General features: G+C 59.9%; 16 protein-coding genes. 6 read left to right on the forward strand and 10 right to left on the reverse strand.

The window, feature by feature from the left end; translation table 11 throughout:
- The first annotated feature begins 16 nt into the window (after positions 1-16).
- Entirely contained in the window at positions 17-655 is a 639-nt protein-coding gene (locus NKI69_RS02360; protein ID WP_352720114.1) for a helix-turn-helix domain-containing protein, read from the forward strand.
- 66 nt (positions 656-721) lie between these two features.
- Positions 722-1,237, forward strand: a complete 516-nt coding sequence (locus NKI69_RS02365; RefSeq protein WP_352719899.1) for a GNAT family N-acetyltransferase — start codon at positions 722-724, stop codon at positions 1,235-1,237.
- A 32-nt stretch (positions 1,238-1,269) separates the two neighbouring features.
- Here the strand turns inward: NKI69_RS02365 and NKI69_RS02370 are convergent, their stop codons facing one another.
- Positions 1,270-2,436 (reverse strand): acetate/propionate family kinase, encoded by a 1,167-nt coding sequence (locus NKI69_RS02370; protein ID WP_352719901.1) that lies wholly within the window; start codon positions 2,434-2,436, stop codon positions 1,270-1,272.
- A 71-nt stretch (positions 2,437-2,507) separates the two neighbouring features.
- Entirely contained in the window at positions 2,508-4,901 is a 2,394-nt protein-coding gene (locus tag NKI69_RS02375) for a phosphoketolase family protein (RefSeq protein ID WP_352719903.1), read from the reverse strand.
- A 583-nt stretch (positions 4,902-5,484) separates the two neighbouring features.
- On the opposite strand from NKI69_RS02375, the gene NKI69_RS02380 reads away from it, so the two are divergent.
- Positions 5,485-6,945 carry an ABC transporter transmembrane domain-containing protein gene (locus NKI69_RS02380; protein ID WP_352720116.1) on the forward strand — a complete coding sequence of 487 codons (1,461 nt, stop codon included), beginning with the start codon at positions 5,485-5,487 and terminating at the stop codon, positions 6,943-6,945.
- On the forward strand, positions 6,942-8,576 hold the full coding sequence (locus NKI69_RS02385) for an ATP-binding cassette domain-containing protein (RefSeq protein ID WP_352719905.1): 1,635 nt from the start codon (positions 6,942-6,944) through the stop codon (positions 8,574-8,576). Before NKI69_RS02380 ends, NKI69_RS02385 begins: the two co-directional genes overlap by 4 nt.
- A gap of 462 nt (positions 8,577-9,038) precedes the next feature.
- Here the strand turns inward: NKI69_RS02385 and NKI69_RS02390 are convergent, their stop codons facing one another.
- The 7 genes from NKI69_RS02390 to NKI69_RS02420 form a co-directional block, all read right to left on the reverse strand.
- Positions 9,039-10,133, reverse strand: coding sequence for a hypothetical protein (locus NKI69_RS02390; RefSeq protein WP_352719907.1), 1,095 nt, complete (start codon positions 10,131-10,133; stop codon positions 9,039-9,041).
- A 6-nt stretch (positions 10,134-10,139) separates the two neighbouring features.
- The gene (locus tag NKI69_RS02395) at positions 10,140-10,661 is read right to left on the reverse strand and encodes a ubiquitination-like system serine protease family protein (protein WP_352719909.1); all 522 of its coding nucleotides are present in this window, start codon (positions 10,659-10,661) and stop codon (positions 10,140-10,142) included.
- An 18-nt stretch (positions 10,662-10,679) separates the two neighbouring features.
- Positions 10,680-12,161, reverse strand: coding sequence for a phosphotransferase (locus tag NKI69_RS02400; RefSeq protein WP_352719911.1), 1,482 nt, complete (start codon positions 12,159-12,161; stop codon positions 10,680-10,682).
- A gap of 10 nt (positions 12,162-12,171) precedes the next feature.
- Complete coding sequence (locus tag NKI69_RS02405) at positions 12,172-13,527, reverse strand: ThiF family adenylyltransferase (RefSeq protein WP_352719913.1); 1,356 nt, start codon at positions 13,525-13,527, stop codon at positions 12,172-12,174.
- The gene (locus tag NKI69_RS02410) at positions 13,524-13,901 is read right to left on the reverse strand and encodes an E2/UBC family protein (RefSeq protein ID WP_031245464.1); all 378 of its coding nucleotides are present in this window, start codon (positions 13,899-13,901) and stop codon (positions 13,524-13,526) included. Before NKI69_RS02410 ends, NKI69_RS02405 begins: the two co-directional genes overlap by 4 nt.
- The gene (locus NKI69_RS02415) at positions 13,901-14,137 is read right to left on the reverse strand and encodes a multiubiquitin domain-containing protein (protein WP_023750596.1); all 237 of its coding nucleotides are present in this window, start codon (positions 14,135-14,137) and stop codon (positions 13,901-13,903) included. The genes NKI69_RS02410 and NKI69_RS02415 overlap by 1 nt, the downstream gene beginning before the upstream one ends.
- Before the next feature lie 308 nt (positions 14,138-14,445).
- The gene (locus tag NKI69_RS02420; protein ID WP_352719917.1) at positions 14,446-15,291 is read right to left on the reverse strand and encodes a hypothetical protein; all 846 of its coding nucleotides are present in this window, start codon (positions 15,289-15,291) and stop codon (positions 14,446-14,448) included.
- A 356-nt stretch (positions 15,292-15,647) separates the two neighbouring features.
- On the opposite strand from NKI69_RS02420, the gene NKI69_RS02425 reads away from it, so the two are divergent.
- Both NKI69_RS02425 and NKI69_RS02430 read left to right on the forward strand, forming a co-directional pair.
- Positions 15,648-16,334 carry a hypothetical protein gene (locus tag NKI69_RS02425; protein WP_352719919.1) on the forward strand — a complete coding sequence of 229 codons (687 nt, stop codon included), beginning with the start codon at positions 15,648-15,650 and terminating at the stop codon, positions 16,332-16,334.
- Positions 16,331-16,678 (forward strand): hypothetical protein, encoded by a 348-nt coding sequence (locus NKI69_RS02430; protein WP_352719921.1) that lies wholly within the window; start codon positions 16,331-16,333, stop codon positions 16,676-16,678. Before NKI69_RS02425 ends, NKI69_RS02430 begins: the two co-directional genes overlap by 4 nt.
- Positions 16,679-16,936: 258 nt before the next feature.
- Here NKI69_RS02430 and NKI69_RS02435 read toward each other — a convergent pair whose 3' ends face one another.
- Complete coding sequence (locus NKI69_RS02435) at positions 16,937-17,683, reverse strand: metallophosphoesterase (protein ID WP_352719922.1); 747 nt, start codon at positions 17,681-17,683, stop codon at positions 16,937-16,939.
- Between the last annotated feature and the right edge of the window lie 97 nt (positions 17,684-17,780).

Genomic DNA, 17,780 nt, shown 5'->3' on the forward strand with positions numbered 1-17,780 from the left:
AACCGGGGAAACAGCCATGCACGCCCACATCGCCTCAAGGATCGAGCTTCCGTCACACCCTGACCAATCGTTGGCGTCCAGTTTTGCACCCCTGCAACCGGTTAGCTTCTTTCCCGCCGGTGCCGAAATCTATGCCCAGGGCGAAAAGGCCGGGGCTCTGTACCAGGTCGAGTTCGGCGCCGTCCGGATCTACCGCCTGCTGGCCGACGGCCGCCGGCAGATAAGCGCCTTCCATCTGGCTGGAGAGACATTCGGCTTCGAGGCTGACACCACGCACCATTTCTTCGCCGAGGCAATCAACGCGACAGGTGTGCGGGTTCTCCGGATCGCCGCCGGCGCGGACATGTCACGCCAGCTTCTGCCACTGGCACTCAAAGGTTTGACCAGAGCCCAAGAGCATCTCCTCGTGCTCGGCCGTCAGAATGCCATCGAACGCGTCGCTGCGTTCCTGGTCGACATGGCGGAGCGGCAGGGCGGCTTGCGACAGGTTGAATTGCCAATGTCACGGATGGATATCGGCGATTATCTCGGCCTCACCATCGAGACAGTGTCGCGGGTCTTCACCCGCCTGAAGGATAAGGGCGTCATCCGCCTGCTCGGCCTGCGCAGCATCGAGATTTCCAAGCAAGATGTGCTGCAGGTCATGGGCGAATAAGGCTATTGCCTCCAAAAACAACAAGCAAACAACGCCCCAGGGGGCTCAAGTTAGGACCAGACGCCGATGACCAGCACACTCACCACCCGCACCGGATTTCGCTTCGAAGTACGCGGCGCACGCCCTGCGGATGAGCCGACCCTGGCCGAGTTCTTCACGCACGTAACGCCCGAAGATCTGCGCTTCCGCTTCCTCGGCGCCATAAAAGAAGTTTCGCACGAACGACTGGTGGCAATGACCCGTTCCGACGATGCGCATATCCATAACTTTCTTGCGTCGGCGACAGACGGGATGCTGATCGCGGTTGCGACGCTTGCCAGCGATCCAGCTGATCGGCGCGGCGAAGTCGCTATCTGCATCCGCGCGGACCGCAAGCATCTGGGTATCGGTTGGGAGTTGCTGGCCTACATCGCACGCTATGCCGAGGACCATGGTCTCGAAATGATCGAATCGATCGAGAGCCGTGAAAATCATGCCGCGATCGAACTCGAGCGCGACATGGGTTTCACGGTCATAACGGATCCTGATGACGCGACGCTTGTCATGGTTCAGCGCATGCTCGGCGCCAAGGTGACAAGCTAGTCGCCACAGCGCGATCGAGCCGCTGATGCGGTTCAGAACTTGGAAAGTGCTGCGGCCACGGCCCGCTCCTCATCGGCGGGGATGACGAGAATGTCTACCCGCGAAGTCGGAGCACTGACCAACTCCCCGCCGTCGTGGTTCAAATCATTGTTGAGCGCGACGCCGAGCCATTCGGCGGTCGCGCAGATTTTTTTCCGGACTTCGGCTGCGTGCTCGCCAATGCCCGCGGTGAACACCAATGTGTCGATCCCTCCGAGTGCAGCTGCAAGCGACCCGATCTCCCGTCCGATGCGATAGACGAAGAGGTCAATGGCTTGAGCCGCAGCGGAATCCTTCGAGCCAAGCAGGTCTTGCATGTCTCCGGAAATGCCGGAAACGCCCAGCAGACCGGATCGCTCATAGAGAATCTCTGTAAGCTCATCACAAGACAGCTTCCGGTCCTGCAGAAGATGCAGGATCACGCCAGGGTCGAGCGCCCCGCAGCGCGTGCTCATGACGAGGCCGTCAAGCGTCGAAAATCCCATTGTCGTGGCGACGCTCACCCCTGCCCTCATGGCGCACAGGCTGGCTCCGCTGCCGAGATGGGCAACGATGGCCCTGCCACCTGCGCCGACGCCGTAGCGGCTGCGAAGCTTCTGCGCGATGTGACTGTAGGAAAGTCCGTGGAAGCCATAGGAAACGATGCCTTGTTGCGACATCTCACGCGGCAGGCCATAGAGCTTTGCCAGCTCCGGGCGTGCTGTGTGGAATGCCGTATCGAAGCAGCCGACCTGGATCGCCTCAGGCAGAAGGTCGGTCGCCAGCGCTACGATCTCAAGGTTTATGGCTTGATGGATTGGGGCCAGCGGCTCAAGCCGTTGCAAGGCCTGGATTGCGCTCGCGTCAAGCGGCACAGCCTCGGCGAAGTTCCTTCCGCCATGAACAATCCGATGCCCAACCTTGCCGATCAGCCGCAACAAACCGCGATCAGCGAGCAAGGAGGCAACTACAGAGAATGCCTTCGCAATATCGACTGGTCCCTCGCCCATGCTTCTATCGATTTCAGCCGATATCGCGGTGGGCGCGACACGCAGTCGTGGATGATGTCCCATCGAGGACACACTGCCGCGCGCCACCAGGTGAAGGTCGTCGCGCTCCTCGAACACGGCGAATTTCAAACTCGAAGAGCCCCCGTTGAGGACAAGGGTCGCATCCCTCATAGTCTACTCGCCGCTTCCGCCATCAGCCCGACGTCCAGGGTCATTTCAGTTGGAGCGTGCAACGCCATCGGCTACTGCTCCCACGCCCAGCCGAGGATTTCCGGCATGTCCTGTCCATGGGCTCGGATATAGGCTCTGTGCTCGACCAGCTTGCCCTCCATGGCTTGTTTCAATCCGACATGCGCGCCGGTTGGCTCGGGAAGACGGTCAAGAACGCTCAGCACGAGATGGTACCTGTCGAGCCCATTCAGCACGGTCATGTCGAAAGGTGTCGTTGTCGTCCCCTCCTCATTGTAGCCGCGCACATGAATGTTGTCGTGGTTGGTCCTGCGATAGGTCAAACGATGAATTGTCCACGGATAGCCATGGTAGGCGAAGATGACGGGCTTATCCTTAGTGAACAGTGCGTCGAAGTCGCGATCCGACAGGCCGTGCGGGTGATGTTCCTTGGGCTGCAACGTCATCAGGTCGACTGCATTGACAACTCTGATCCTCAGGTCTGGCGCGTGATGTTTCAGAATTTGAACAGCGGCCAGTGTCTCAAGCGTCGGCACATCGCCGGCGCAAGCCATGACCACGTCCGGCTCGGCCCCGCGATCCGTTGATGCCCACTCCCATATACCGATGCCGGCATTGCAATGAATGATCGCATCATCCATCGGCAGCCACTGCCACGACAGCGCTTTGCCGGCCACGATGACGTTGATGCGGTTCCAGGTCTTGAGCACATGGTCTGTCACGCACAGCAAGCTGTTGGCGTCCGGCGGCAGATAGACACGCACGACATCGGCCTTCTTGTTCAATGCGACGTCAATGAAACCTGGATCCTGATGGCTGAAGCCATTGTGCTCCTGGTGCCAGACGTGGCTGGACAAAAGGTAGTTCAATGATGCGACCGGTTGCCGCCACGGCAGCTTGCGGCAAGCATCCAGCCATTTCGCATGCTGGTTGAACATGGAATCGATGATGTGCGTGAAGGCCTCGTAGCAGGAAAAAAAGCCATGCCGGCCGGTCAAGAGATAACCTTCGAGCCACCCTTGGCAGGTATGCTCCGAAAGGATCTCCAAGACCCTGCCGTCGCGCCCGAGATGCACATCTTCGGGCAAAATCTTCTCCATCCAGCCACGCTCGGTCACGTCGAACACGTCCTGCAGCCGGTTCGAAGCAGTTTCATCCGGGCCGACAATGCGGAAGTTCTTCGTCGCCTGGTTCAACCGCATGACGTCTCGCAGGAACGCGCCCATGACTCGCGTCGACTCGGCCTTGATCGCCCCGGGCCACTCGACCGTTATGCTGTGGTCATGCAAGGCGGGCAGATCCAGCGATCTGCGCAACAGGCCGCCGTTGGCATGCGGATTGGCGCTCATGCGCCGTGTCGCCTGGGGTGTGGTGGCGCGGATCGCCGCGACAGGTGCGCCATTGGTGTCGAACAATTCTTCGGGTCGATAGCTCTTCAGCCACTCCTCAAGCAGTTTGAGATGCGCCGGGTTTTCCGCAAGGCCCGACAAGGGTACCTGGTGCGAACGCCAGAAGCCCTCCGTTTTCAACCCGTCCACTTCCTTCGGCCCCGTCCAGCCCTTGGGAGTGCGCAGCACAATCATCGGCCATTTCGGCCTTAGGCTGGCTGCGGGGGCACCATCGCGAGCGTCACGCTGAATAGTGCCGATACGATCCAGCGCATCGTCGATCACGGTCGCCATCCGCTGATGCATCAATGCCGGTTCGTGCCCCTCGACGAACAGCGGCTCGTAACCATAGCCAATGAAGAGCGCTCGCAACTCTTCTTCCGGAATGCGCGCCAGAATCGTCGGATTGGCTATTTTATAGCCGTTCAAATGCAGGATTGGCAGAACCGCGCCATCGCGAACCGGGTTGAGGAACTTGTTGGAATGCCACGCCGCTGCCAGCGGTCCGGTTTCAGCCTCGCCATCGCCGACGACGCAGGCGACGACAAGGTCCGGATTGTCGAAGGCCGCGCCGTAGGCATGAGAAAGGGAATAGCCGAGCTCACCACCCTCATTGATCGAACCCGGGACGTCTGGCGCCGCGTGGCTCGGAATCCCACCCGGAAACGAGAACTGTCGAAACAGCTTGCGCAACCCCAGCTCATCCATCGAAATGTCTGGATTGAGTTCGCTGTAAGTCCCCTCCAGATAAGTGTTCGCCACCATAGCCGGACCGCCATGACCGGGGCCGCAAACATAGATCACATTTTCATCTCGGAGCCTGATTGCGCGGTTGAGATGCGCGTAAATGAAACTGAGCCCTGGCGATGTGCCCCAATGTCCCAGCAGACGTGGTTTGACATGCTCCAGCCGCAATGGTTCGCGGAGCAGCGGATTGTCCAACAGGTAGATCTGGCCGATCGTCAGGTAGTTGGCGGCGCGCCAATAGGCGTCGATGTCATGCATTTCCCGTTCAGACAGCCTACTTGCCTGGCCGGATCCTGAGGGGTGTTCGATCATGTCTAACTCCAATGACTCGTGGCCCATGTCGACAACCGCTACTGGCGTGCGTGTGATCGATCTGCAGCCAATGAACCCAGAAGCGGTCGCGGGCCATTCGGTTCCATGCTTACCGTAGCTGGGAACAATTGAAGGCTAGCTCTAGCGGCTGTTCGTGACACCGTAGTCACCATGCACTGGCGGCGCCTTGATCCATCGCAAACACCGAGCCTCAGCAGCAATCCGCCCCACACTCAATCATCGGCACCCAGACGGCGGAGGATCCAACGATCGTGGGCTGGTCATGCCACAAACTGACGCGCAAATGTCTTCCACGATTGCGCCCTTGATATGCGTCAAAGCACGCATGGCCGCGCGATGCGATTGAACTGTCATGCTCAAAGTCGCCCTGAACCGCCGAGACAAACGCCCAACGGGGGCAAATCCGCCGGTGACGGCCGTCCAGGCGGCCAATCCAGTGGCGCCCACCCCTAACAAGACTCTCTGTGCCGCGCGTGGTCTTGCCGCTCCCGGCTTGCGTTCCACCCTTGCATTGCAGGCGGCGCGCGCTGTGCTGCGGCTTGCCTTCATAGGTCTGGTCGCAATGTTCGTGGGCCGTATGATCTCAGGGAATGCAAGCTGGCCGCTGCTTGGCGCCGCGCTGATCAACCTGATCCTCGGCTCTATCGTCGGTCTCCTGGCCGACCGGGCTGTCGCCGGTACGGAACTGAGGGTCGCCAACGGCCTGCTTGAGGCGGTGCGTCGTGCCCTCGCTTCGGCTTCTCCCGGCGAAATCCAGACCATGCCGATCGGAACATTGATTGCAGGACTTCAACGCTATCCGAAGGCCGTGGCCGGCCTGGCGGTCGGACACCGCCTCGCTTCGATGATGCTGGGGCTAGGCCCTGTGTTTGCCGCAACAGCGATCGTGGCAGTCTCCTGGGAGGCGGCACTGGTGCTCATCCTGCTGACCCCGGTGATGATAGTCTTCTTCGCCCTGATTGGCGGGGCAATCCGAAGCGGCGCGGAGGCGCAGGAGAAAGCCTTCGGCCGTCTTGCCGCCCAGTTCGCCGATCGCATCCGCACCTTGCCGACCATCTTGGGAAACAACGCGCTGACCCGGGAAAAGGGAAAACTCGCGGCGCGGATGGACACCTATGCGACGGGCACGATGAGCGTACTCAGAATCGCATTCCTTAACGCTGGCATCATCGACTTCCTTTCGTCGCTGTCGATCGCGATCCTCGCCGTGTTTCTTGGCCTCGGACATCTCAAGCTCATTAGCACCCCGGGCTTCGCTGGCCTTCAGCTCTGGCAAAGCCTGTTCATCCTGATGATCGCGCCGGAGTATTTCGCCCCGTTTCGCCGCTACGCCGAGCAGTATCACGCCAAGGCCGAGGGCTTCGCCGCCGCCACCGCTCTCGACACGATGGTTCTGGATGCCCGTCCGGGATCCCCGGCCTTCGAAGCCGCCAGGCTGACCCAAGACCTGGCCGATGCAGCATCGTCCCTGCCACGGACCGGGCTGGTGGCCATCACCGGACCGAGCGGATCGGGCAAATCCACCCTGCTGCGCCGTCTTGCCGGGATTGGGTCCGTGCCTTCCGTCCAACCAGACCTCGACGCCCAGCCAGGCATCGCATGGTGCTCCACCGACATTTATATGCCGGAGGGCACCCTTGCCGACGCCATCGGCTGGGGAAACGGCTCCTGTTGCCGGACCCGACTGCTGCTCGTGGCGGGCAATGTCGGGCTTCTCGACGACGCGCTTCTGCCGGGCGGACTTGAAGCGATGATCAAGGCTGGCGGTGAAAACCTCTCGGGCGGGCAACGGGTGCGTATCGGCCTGGCGCGTGCGCTGATCTCGGGCCGGTCCATCTTCGCCGACGAGCCGACGGCCAAGGTTGATCCCGCCAACGCCGTGATGGTGCGCCATGCACTTGCGGATGCGGCATGCAGCCGGCTCGTTCTGGTGGCCACGCATGACAGGAGCCTGGCCATGCTGGCCCGCACAACCATCAACCTCGGCGTGGACAGCAGCCTGGCGCGGGAGAACGTCGCATGACCGGCCCCACGTCCTCGGTCGCCACCGAAACGCGACCCAGCCCACCGCAAGAGCCCATCCAAAACAGGGCGCCGTGGCACCTCGCCTTTCTACTGGCGTTTGTCGCCCTGGCGAGCGCAATCCTGCTGACCGGCGTGTCAGTGTGGTTTCTCGGCGCGGTCGCGCTAGCGGGCCTGACGCCCGCCGCGCTGACGTTCAACTTCCATGTGCCGGCCGCGTTGATTCGCCTGTTCGCGCTGACGCGGACGGCGGCCAAATATGGCGAGCGCATTGTCGGCCACCGGGCGGCACTCGCCGACCAGGTGCTCCGCCGCTCGACTCTATTCGCCGCCATGGCTGCCGCCCCTGCCGTGCGCAAGGCTAGCTGGCAGCTTGGCAATCAAGACCGCCTCGCCGACTATCTCGATGACGTCGAAGACGTGGATTATGCGCGCCTGCGCGTCGGCCTGCCGTCGGCAACCCTTGGCGTCGCCATTCCACTGCTTGTCGCCGCGACTCTATGGATGACGCCGCTGGCAATCGTGCCGATCCTGTTCATCATCGCGGCAAACATGGCCGGCGCCCGTTTCCTCGCAAGGCAAGGGCAAGGCGACCTGACAAGCATTCGCGAAAGTAGGCAGCAGGCCTCCCGCCTGCTTGGCGCCGCGATACAGGCCGTGGTACCGTTGCAAGGCGAACGCCGCTGGGACGTCACGCTCGACGAGCCGTTCGACGGCTACGCCAGTGCCCAGACACGCGCGCGGGTGCTTCACCACAGGCAGGCCTTGTTCGACACGTTGGCCAACTGGCTGGCGCCATGCGCCATGCTGAGTGTCCTGGTCTCCGCCTGGTTGTCGGGCCTGCGCGGCGAGGCCCTTTTGGTGCCCGCCCTGCTGGCCTTCGCCTGGCTAGCCGTCGGGGAATCCTTGTTGGGCACATCGAAGATCGTTGTCGCCTTCGCGCGCGAGAAGGCAGCTCGGTCGGCCCTTGCTAAGTGGAATACCCCGGACGGCGTGTTGCGCCGGCATGTCCCGGAGCGCATCTCGTCGTTGACGCTGGACCGATTGCCACGCCACGCCCCGGATGGCCGGTTGATCGGAAGGCCGGTCAGCGCGACCTTCAAGGCCGGCAGGCCAACCGTCCTGCATGGCGCCAGCGGCTGCGGCAAGACCTCCCTGCTGAAGCAGATCGCTGGCTGGCTTGACACCGGTGACGGATGCATCCTGGGCGACGGCGTCGGGCTCGGCGTGGATTCGCGCCGCGCCATGAGTTGCTTTTGCCCCCACGACGCGACGGTTCTCGCTGACACCGTGCGCGAGAACCTGTTTGCCCCGCACGCTGGCGACGGCGAATTGTGGAGCGCATTAAGCGCTGTGGAACTTCAGGACCGTGTAAAGGCGGCGGGCGGGCTGGACGGCTGGATTACGCAGGATGTGCTGTCGCTCGGAGAGGCGCAAAGGCTGAACCTTGCTCGCGCATGGCTTTCCGACAGGCCCGTAGTGCTTCTCGACGAACCCACCGAGCATCTCGATGCTGAACAAGGCAAGCGCATTCTCGGGGCTCTGCTGCACCAGCTACGGCAGCGTATCGTTATCGCGTCGAGCCATGACGAATTGGCCCCCAACACGTCAGCGGCGATCAAGTTGCAATAATAGCGTCAACGTGCGCTCCGCGCTGCTGCAAAAGGCCGGCGCATCCGGCTTCGACGCAACTGACGCGTCTTGGAGGAGCTCTGAGCCTGTGTCCGCTTTGGGGCCTTACCGTTCCCGTCCGGAAGGATTCGAGCGGGCTAAATCCTTCGACTTCCGGCAAGGACGCTCATGCACCACGAGCGGCTATCTCAGCCTGCGCTGGAGAATGACCGAGTTGGGGCCGACTGCGGTCCGTCCGGTTTCGGCCGCGATTGGATGGAAAGCCGCCTATAAGGAACCGACGCCCTTTCGGCCGCTCGTAAATAGCGAAACCCCGATAACGGTCATTGCCCGTAATAATATCAATTCGCTTCGCTGCGCATGCGCAGCGATTTCGGGCTCCACTCCGAAGCGCCAAATCGCGGCGGAACCGACCGCTGTGGAGATTATACCTCGGGCGCGGCAGCCTTCGGGACGAGCGCATTACGCCCCTTCCTCGGCCGCGGCCGTTGTCTGCGCCCGTGCAGCGCGCTCCACCATCTCGCGCGTAACCACTTTGTTGTGATCCCGCTCACGGTAGAGACACGCATACTCGGAGTCGTCGACATCACCCGGGCCATAGTCATGGTAGTCGAGATGACGCCAACCCTGTTCCGTGAGGTCCATGCCGTACTCTACGCCGACAAATCCGCTCAAGGGCACGATATAACTCCTTACGAAGGGAACGTCCTCGTATGTCCGCTTGATGAACTGCGCGCCGGGCGTGTTTTCGATAAACCATGGTTGCCGGCCGAACCCGCCAAACTGCAGTTGGATGATGCGGCCGAGCGTTATCAATGCCGATAGAGCGTCCTCCCGCATTGTGGAGTAGGTCGCGGGATTAAAGTGGACCGAGCGGTTGCGCAGCGTCGCGAGCTCCATGAAAGCTATCCCAACATCAGGCAAGAGCACGCCCCAGTCTTCCAGCACGCGCACGGCGAACCGCCAGTCATCGAAAGACTCGCTGCGATAGACACGGCGGTAGTGCGGCGACGCTTTGTAGTAATCCCGAAGGTCCAGGATGAGGTGGTTCAGGATGCGCTCGCCGAGGGCGCACGCGGCGACCAAGGCTGGGAAGTAGAGCCCTGATACAAAGGCGCGGCGCGCCTGTTCATGCATCAGGTTATGATAACTGACGATGGAGAACGCCTTTGCGCCAAGGTCCTTAGTGTCCTGGATCACTTGCGCATGGCGGCGTTCGCCGTACTCAGCCTTGAGCCTCTCAATCGCCTTGTTGCGGTTCTCGATATGTAGCGCCTTCACTTTCTCCTCCCAGTGCTCGCTCGGATCGTCGAGACTCATCGGAGTGGAGTCGAAATCATAGGCAAACGGGTGATACCGCCGCCGCCCACGGTCTCGCAAGGATTCGTGCCCCTCATGGTCGTAGAGGCCGCGCGCCAGGTCGGCGACCGTGATGAACCCTTCTGATACAGTGCTCTCCGCGTGGCCGTTGCTCTCGGTCTCAGCGGCTTCCCGGCGCTTGGGCGCCACCTGCACAGGCTTTTTATCTTCGACAGCAGTCGGCTCTTGGTCGGCCATGGTCCGTCAGCCTGTCGTCGCGGGTGCCCGCCGGAAGCTTGCCTGCCTCTGCTTGGTTTCTTCGATCGCTTTGCCAGCATCCACAAGCGACCGGCACGCATCAAGAACCGACCAAGGCACTTCGTCGAGCACTGCAGCTATGTCGACGAAGCTCACCAGCTCGTTGGTCAGGACAGCTTCCACGACGGCTTCAAGGGATGGATTGCGCCGAAGAGACCATTTGTCGTTGGTCCAGTGTATAGTGTCGTCCCAGACGATGAAATGGGCGCCGCAGCCGGTGTCCCTCCAGACCGAGGGGAACAAAGTCAAGCCATCTTCGCGCCGGTAGAAACGCCAAGCAGGCCCGGCACGACGATCGAGATTGACTGTTAACACGTCTCCGCAACCATCAGGGCACTTCATTACGAAGGCACGCGGGACGCCACGTTCCACCAGCACGACATCGCCCGGCCGTTCGACCAAGTTGATGGCCTCAGACTGGCGTTCAACCGAGCCTTTGAAATGGACAGCGTGCGATTTCCTGAGCAACAATGGAACTCCAGACCCTTACCAAAGCGAGGGGTTTGTTACACGTTCGAGAAGGTTGCCGGCGCACTGGTAGGCAGTGCTGGCGTCCCCGTTCTTGGCTTTCGCATAATAAAGCAGCCCTACGCAGATCGCTATTGTATACTCCCGTCGCAGGTCGACGGAGTGGACCTGCCCCTCATCGAGGATTGTCGAGCGCAAGGCCGTGATCGCATTGAGCCGATGGGATGCGGCCTTGCCCTTGAGAAGATGTTCGAGCGAGACAGCGAACAGGTTACCGCTATAGAAATCTTCGAGCACATCGGTCGGAATCCGTTGAGTTGCCTGCAGGTCGGGATCGAAGCCAAGGCCCAACTCCAAGCGCGCAACGTCGTGCGAAAGCGGGCGCTTGGCCGCTCGTGTGAAATCGATCAGAACCGCCTCGGCGTCCTGGCCGCATACGAACACGTTGCGCAGATTGAGATCGTCATGGGCCCGGCACATCAAGTGGTCCTCTACCGGCAAGTTGGCGAGGCGGTCAAAGAAATCATGCGGCGAAGGGCCTCCGTAACCGGCATCGCTGAGGTCCTTGTAGGTGCGTTCGAGCCCCTTCAGGTATTGCTCCTGCCGTATCACGGGCAGGAACTCCGGAAGCAAATCGAGCTTCTTCTTTTCGGGCCGGTCTCGCCACCGGCCCAACACTGTTTGATAGATTGCCTGGACGACGGCGTTGACGTCCCTTTCCGGCACGACATAGTCTAGGCGCACAGCGTGTTCGACGAAGCGGGACACAGCCAACTGTGAACTGGCCCCCAACACGCATCGCTCCAGGCATAAAGGAGCGCATCCTCGAAAGGGAATTCGGTCAGCGACGACATCCCTGTAGGTCTTGATATGCTCCTCCATCTCCGCCGCGCCGCCCGATTTGACGATGAATGGCGTGTGCTGCTCCAGACCCTGTGTTTCGACCTTCCACACGGACGCTGAGGATTTGCCGCCATTCTCCTTAGAGATGTGTATCGCCGGGTAGTCGTGAAAAGCACGTCGGAATAGCAACTCGAGCTCGAGCGACAATGGTTCTAGTAGCGGGGCACCGTTCTTGCTGCGGATCGCAAGACTGTCATTGCTCGAGGGCCCGCAACGGCAGCGAGCACAGAGTTCCGCGATCCGATCCCCATGAGAATCCGCAAGCACGACCAGTTGCTGCAACACGACTCCGGGAGGCTGGGCCCACTGCGCCAGCTGACCTGCACCTGACCTCGCGACAGCCATTGCGCTCGCCTCGTCGCCCGACTTCGCCACGACAACGATGAAAACGCCCCGCGCTGCGGCAGGAGCGGCGAGAAGACGCAAGCGCTTAACAAGATCTTGTCGATCCGTCTGCGACGATAACGCACCGGCGAGCACGATTAATGCACGGGCGCTGCCGTCGGTAAGATCCGCGGGCGAATGTAGCTTCTTGAGCGCGAGTTGTCGGCTGTCAAAGGGCCGCCTGTCGACCGTTCCGCCATCGACTAGGACCATTGTGCGCTCCTCAGCCTTCATGACGACGCCAGATCATGGGCCAACTATCTCCTTTGGCCAGCGCGTTGCCCCGGGAACAAACGATGCAGTTCGGGTCCGGTACCGAACTGACGGGCCGCACCGATCCATCGATGGGTCGTCCGACTAGGTGGCGTGCCGAGCCAGGAAAGCCGGTGACCGCCGATAGGAACATTGAGACAGCCATCGAAGACGTTGCGGCATTGAGAGAGATTACGGCCGGTTGCGGTTCAAAATGGCCGACAAAATACGGATCAGACCGAACGTCAGTCAGAAGGTCGCGGCGCACGGAAACGGGATTGAGAAGAGGATGGCAGTTGAGGCAGGCGAGCGGCTCGGCGAGCATCTGCACGCGAGTCGACATTGCCGTGACCATCTCATCGCGGGCGTCGATACGTACGCCGACATCGATCATAGGAAGGCGATACTGGTAGGCCATTTGGTTCAGGACAGCCCGGCTGCCATGGGAGTCTGTGCAGCACATCACGAAATCGCTATCGAGCAAAGCTCTTGCGACGGGTTCATCTATGACCGTATCTGCGATCGCCTCAACGTCCATCTCGCCTTGCGCACGTTGCACGGCAGCGCGCGCTATCAAGACCTTCGGCTGGCCAACATCGCCCGGCGTGGCTCCGAGCAGACGGTTGAGATTGGTCGGTTCCACCTCCTCCGGGTCTATCAGGAGGAAGCGGCCAACACCCAGCCGCGCGAGTTCTTCAACCACCACGGATCCGGTGCCGCCGACGCCGACGATGGCGACAGTAAGGCCGTTGAGTATCCGTTGACCCTCAAGGCCGAAGGCCCGAACATTGCGGTCGAACACGTCCGACAGGGGCGCCTGATTGCGAATACCGGATTCCCTTTCGTATGTGCGGAGATCGCGGTCGACTTCTTGGATGCGGTCGATCGTAAATAGGGTTTCCCCCTCGGCATCAAATAATCTTCCCCGGAACCCTGTCGGCCCGGCGACGAGGAAACCATGCGGCCCGGATGGGCATCGAAAATGCTGGACGGGCGCCAAAATCTTCTGCGACGCATCGTCGACCCGCGAGAAGGCGAGTTCCTCTTGCATCGGATGCGAATGAGCCAGAATAACGCCGACACGGTCCCGGCGCGCCCGTTTGAGCACACTGGCAAGAAACGCGGGCGTCAAAGTCGCCTCGACCGAACTACGGGTCATATAGTCGTCCGGGCCGGGGAGTATGACGTCCCGGACAACCAGTCGCATGCCGCCATCGAAGCGGCCACCCGCGACGATCAGCGCAGCCGCTGTCTCAATCGGGGAATGCGCAAGAAGGTCGTCGCGAAGCGCCGACCACCCGCCTGCGGCAAAGACCAGCCGATTCATTTGGCCTCGCCGAGTCGCCGCCGGATCACGTTCAAATAGGTGTGCAGGTTATCGCTGTTGGGTTGCCACGTGGAAGGATGCCAGGAAAACCAGAGCCACTCTGACGGTATTCCTGGAGTAGCCTGCTGGCCGGTATTTTGCGGAGCTCCACCGTGAGCGAGCGCGAGAGCCGGCTCCGTCCAAAAACAGTCAGGTGCCGCCTGCGGATATCCGCCGGGAACCACGAACTTCACATCGACCGCGGCCTTGTTCCATCCCGGTGGAAGGCGCACCGCCGGCAAACTGACGACCGCCGTCCCACCCGCTTGCTCCTCAAGGGTCGCATTGGGGTATCTTTTATTGAAGTCTTCGAAATGACGGGCGAGGATGGACATCAGCCAAACGTCGCAGGCGGAACCGTATAGAAGTGCATGCCGTTCTTCAGCGCGACTCCCTCGCCGTCGCCGATCTGCCGGTCGGCGTCATGACCGTGCCCCTCAAGGAACAACTGATATTGCTGATCTTTTCCGGCAAGCTGTTTCAGTTCAGCCCCGGTCATGCTTTCACTGGCCGCCTCAAAATGTACACCATCGATATTGATGGAAAATTTCGGATGATCGTCTTTAGCCATCGTTTCCTCTGCAAATGTGCGTGTGATCGCGAGAACCCGCCCCTAAGGAATTGAGGTACAAGCGTTACTTACCTTGAAACATACCGCCGCAGAAGCACGAATCGCCGCCTTCCCCTGCTCGCTGACTGCACCGCTTCGTGATCCCGATATAGGAACTACCTGAGGGTTTCTCATCCTTTGGCTTATTGCAGATACTGCGAGCCATGCGGCCCAATGTGGGACGCCGGCCCGACACCGGTCGGTGCCCAAATCGGCGGACCGGCAGCTTAGAGGATAAATTTTGCAGTTCCTCAGCCCGAATGCCCCACCTATTGACCCAAGCTTTTCTGGAGCAGAAGCAAGTTCAGGTCGTTTAGCAGTTTCTCCTTGGCAGCAGGATCGACCGGCGGCGGAGCAGGAGGATTCTTCTCGTGTTGGCCTTCAGGCAGCTTGGTCGCGCGCGCGGGCGCCGGCGCGGCTTTAGGCTTCTCTTCGGGCTTGGGAGCGAACACGATAGAGATTTTATTGACGTCCTTCCACGTAGTTTTCCAGCCGATGCCCAGGCTGGCCTGCCCTGTGTCGAATGGTATCGTGATGATCTTCACGCTCGCCGACGCGCCTTCGTCCAGCGTAAAACCCATCACGTACGAAACTGAATCTGGCGGCGTCTTTGTATCCGCGTAAGAATCCTGGACCTGTGCAAGCCAGTTCGCGATTCCCAGGTTTCCGGTAAGCCGAGAACCGTGCGCGCGCCTTTCGTTGACGGTTGGTGTGTCGCACTTGATATCGTCCTTTTGACCCAAGCCTATGGTGAACTTGTAGCCCACCATCCTGTCTGCGGTTCCGGTGGCGTTTGTCGCCAATGCAAACGTGCCTGTCTGCGGAATGTAGGGTACCTCGTTTCCGGCACTGCCGTCTCCGCCGCCCGTCGCTACGACATTCAGCGACAGTTCAACTGCCGCATTCCACTTTCCCTTGTCGGTCAGGAAGGTAGCAGGCCCGATTGGAGGCTTTGCCTTGGGCCGCCCGTCGCGTCCGTCTTTCAGGTCGCACCGGATGTTGTCGACAATGTCTGAGATGCGAAGTAGACCGACTTCGGTTGGCAACTTCGGAACGCTGGCGCAACTCGAAAGAGCAAAGCAAACTCCTAGCGAGCCCCGAACGAAAACTTTCATGATTCCCCCATCTTCCCACCTCCACAGGGATCATGCCTACTACGAAGATGAAATGGTAAAACTATACTTTCCACAGATAATATTGGTAAGACGAAATTATTCTAGCTGCTGATTGAGAACCAAACCCTACCAAGTTGAGGCCCAGGGGTCACTAGTGTCCATTCGGCGGCGACCAACACAAAGCAAAGCATGAGGGAACCCGCCCGCGGCGGCTTGCCGAGGAGAGACGGCCCGCGCGCCTCTCTTCCCAGGCCCTAATCAGCGACCTTGTCGCTCAATACGCCGATTCTCTCGACAAGACGTTTGGTCAGCTCGACGCGCAGCAACGGAAAGCCTTTGATGATCTGCGTGTCCTAGTGAACCAGAACCAGCGATGGATTCACGGCGATGTTCAGGAAGGCCTGCAGACAGTCCAGGACCTCAACGTAGAGATCAGCAACCTAGCGATTTCCTCGTCGAAGCCGGTGGTCACAAGATTTACGCCCACTTATATCGCGCCGGCGAGTCAATCGGACGATGTGCTAATAGAGGTAGAGGGCTTTCACCTCTACGACGCGGAGAGTGGGCATAAGCCGAGTCTTCGGTTGGAGGCCAAGGAGTTTAACGCCAGCGGCGCCACTGAGAATCACCTCTCTTTCTTCATTCCCAGAGACAGTGTTCCCGTTTTCGATCACAAGCTGGTGTATGCGAGCTTCGAGCTTACTCTATTTCAGAATACAAGCGGTTGGGTAGTCTCATTTTTTTATAAGAAATACGAATGGATGCACTATGGTTTGCTTTTTACGATTTTGCCAGAAAAGCTCGGAGAGTACTTTGTTGCCACGACAGCTACGATAGATCTCCTAGAGAAGGACTTCTTAACTCCTAAGATCACCGTAAACGCCCCCAGTGACGGCGGCCATAGCAATGACCCACCGCACTCCTATGTCCCTGACATGGGATACAAATTCGAGGTGAATACGTTCTCGGCGGTCTATGATGAGCATCTCGGGTGGTACAGAGGCAACCGAGATGACGATACAATCACGGCCAATGCGTCTTGAGCGATCCGGTCTTGCCGACTTCGGTCACAATAAAAGTTTCTGCCGATTCCGGAGCAAAGGAGGACGCTGCGCGCTCGACCTGCCATGTCTATGGAAAGGAATTCAAATCAACGCCGACTCCCAAGAAAACCACCTCGGATCCGGCTGAATTGAAGTGGGGCGAGGAGACGCATTTTGAGCTTGTGGCGGGAGCTTCGCAACTGGTCCAGGTCAAGCTCTTCGGGGATATTGTCTATGAAACTTCGGGGTCTGAACCTAGGGACCTTCCGTTCTTGAAAATGGAGCCGAGTGTGCGAGATGGCGTTTACTTCCTGCGGGCCCAGCGGGAATGGGAGCCGAGGTAGAGGCGCTGCGCACTCATGCGCCACATGGGTGCATCTTATTAAAAGCTGATCTCCGGAAATCTGATGCGCCACCTGTTCTGAGGACGTGCCGAGCAGGCCTAGTCATATACAGCGTCGCTCCGGAACATCTGCACAACAGCGTCAGCTTTCAGGCCTCGACAGCCGTTCGAGGAATGACTGAGATTGGGCGCGAAGCAGTCATCCGTTATCTGGCGTTCAAATGTCAGATACGGTTCATTCTTCGCCTTCATCCATGAGCTACACTCCCACGACCAGCGCAGGATCAAATGCGATGTTCTCGTCATCGTAGCCGCGCGGATTACAGAGAATGCGCGTGCTGCCGACCCGATAATCGCAGGTGTCGTGAGTATGCCCGTGCACCCATAGAGCAGGTCGACCACTCTCGATCACCTCGGACAGGTCCGACGCAAAGGCGGCATTCAGCAGGTCCCCCATGAATCTCGGAGGAATAGATTTCGCGTGAGGGAGGTGGTGGGTGACGACGACGGTCTCGATCGGATCGGCCTTCAGGGCAGAATCGATGAACGCGCGTGACTCGCGGTGCATCCGAAACGCCGTCTCCGGCACGAATCTTTGCCAGGGATTCCTCTGTTTCGCGATCAGCCTGTGGTCGTTCATGCGTTCGCGCGCGTAGGTCATGGCGAGTTCTGTATGGCCCTCGATCCGATAGTCAGTCCACAGCGTCGCGCCGACGAACCGAACGCCATCGATGACGACGGAATCGTTCTCCAGGAAATGCACATTCGGGAATTGGGTGGCGGCGGAGCGACCGTCCTCAAGTCCTTCCCTGATCGCATTTTTGTAGAATTCGTGGTTGCCGGCAACGTAAACGCACGGCATCGCCGGAGCGATATTCTTTGCGAGCCAAAAAACACCGTTCGCAGGCGCGCGACACAGGTCTCCGGCGACGACGCAGACATCGGCGTCCGGAATAGCCAGGGCCTGGCGCAAATCAGCGACTTCAAGGTGCAGGTCAGAAAACAACCATACTTTCATAACATCGAAACCTTGATTTCATTCACATGGGCGCGCCAAGCTCAACGGATCCTGGAACACGCGATGTTTCTTTCGAGCTGCGCGA

The sequence above is a fragment of the Mesorhizobium sp. M0491 genome (genome assembly GCF_040321265.1).
GTDB lineage: Bacteria > Pseudomonadota > Alphaproteobacteria > Rhizobiales > Rhizobiaceae > Mesorhizobium.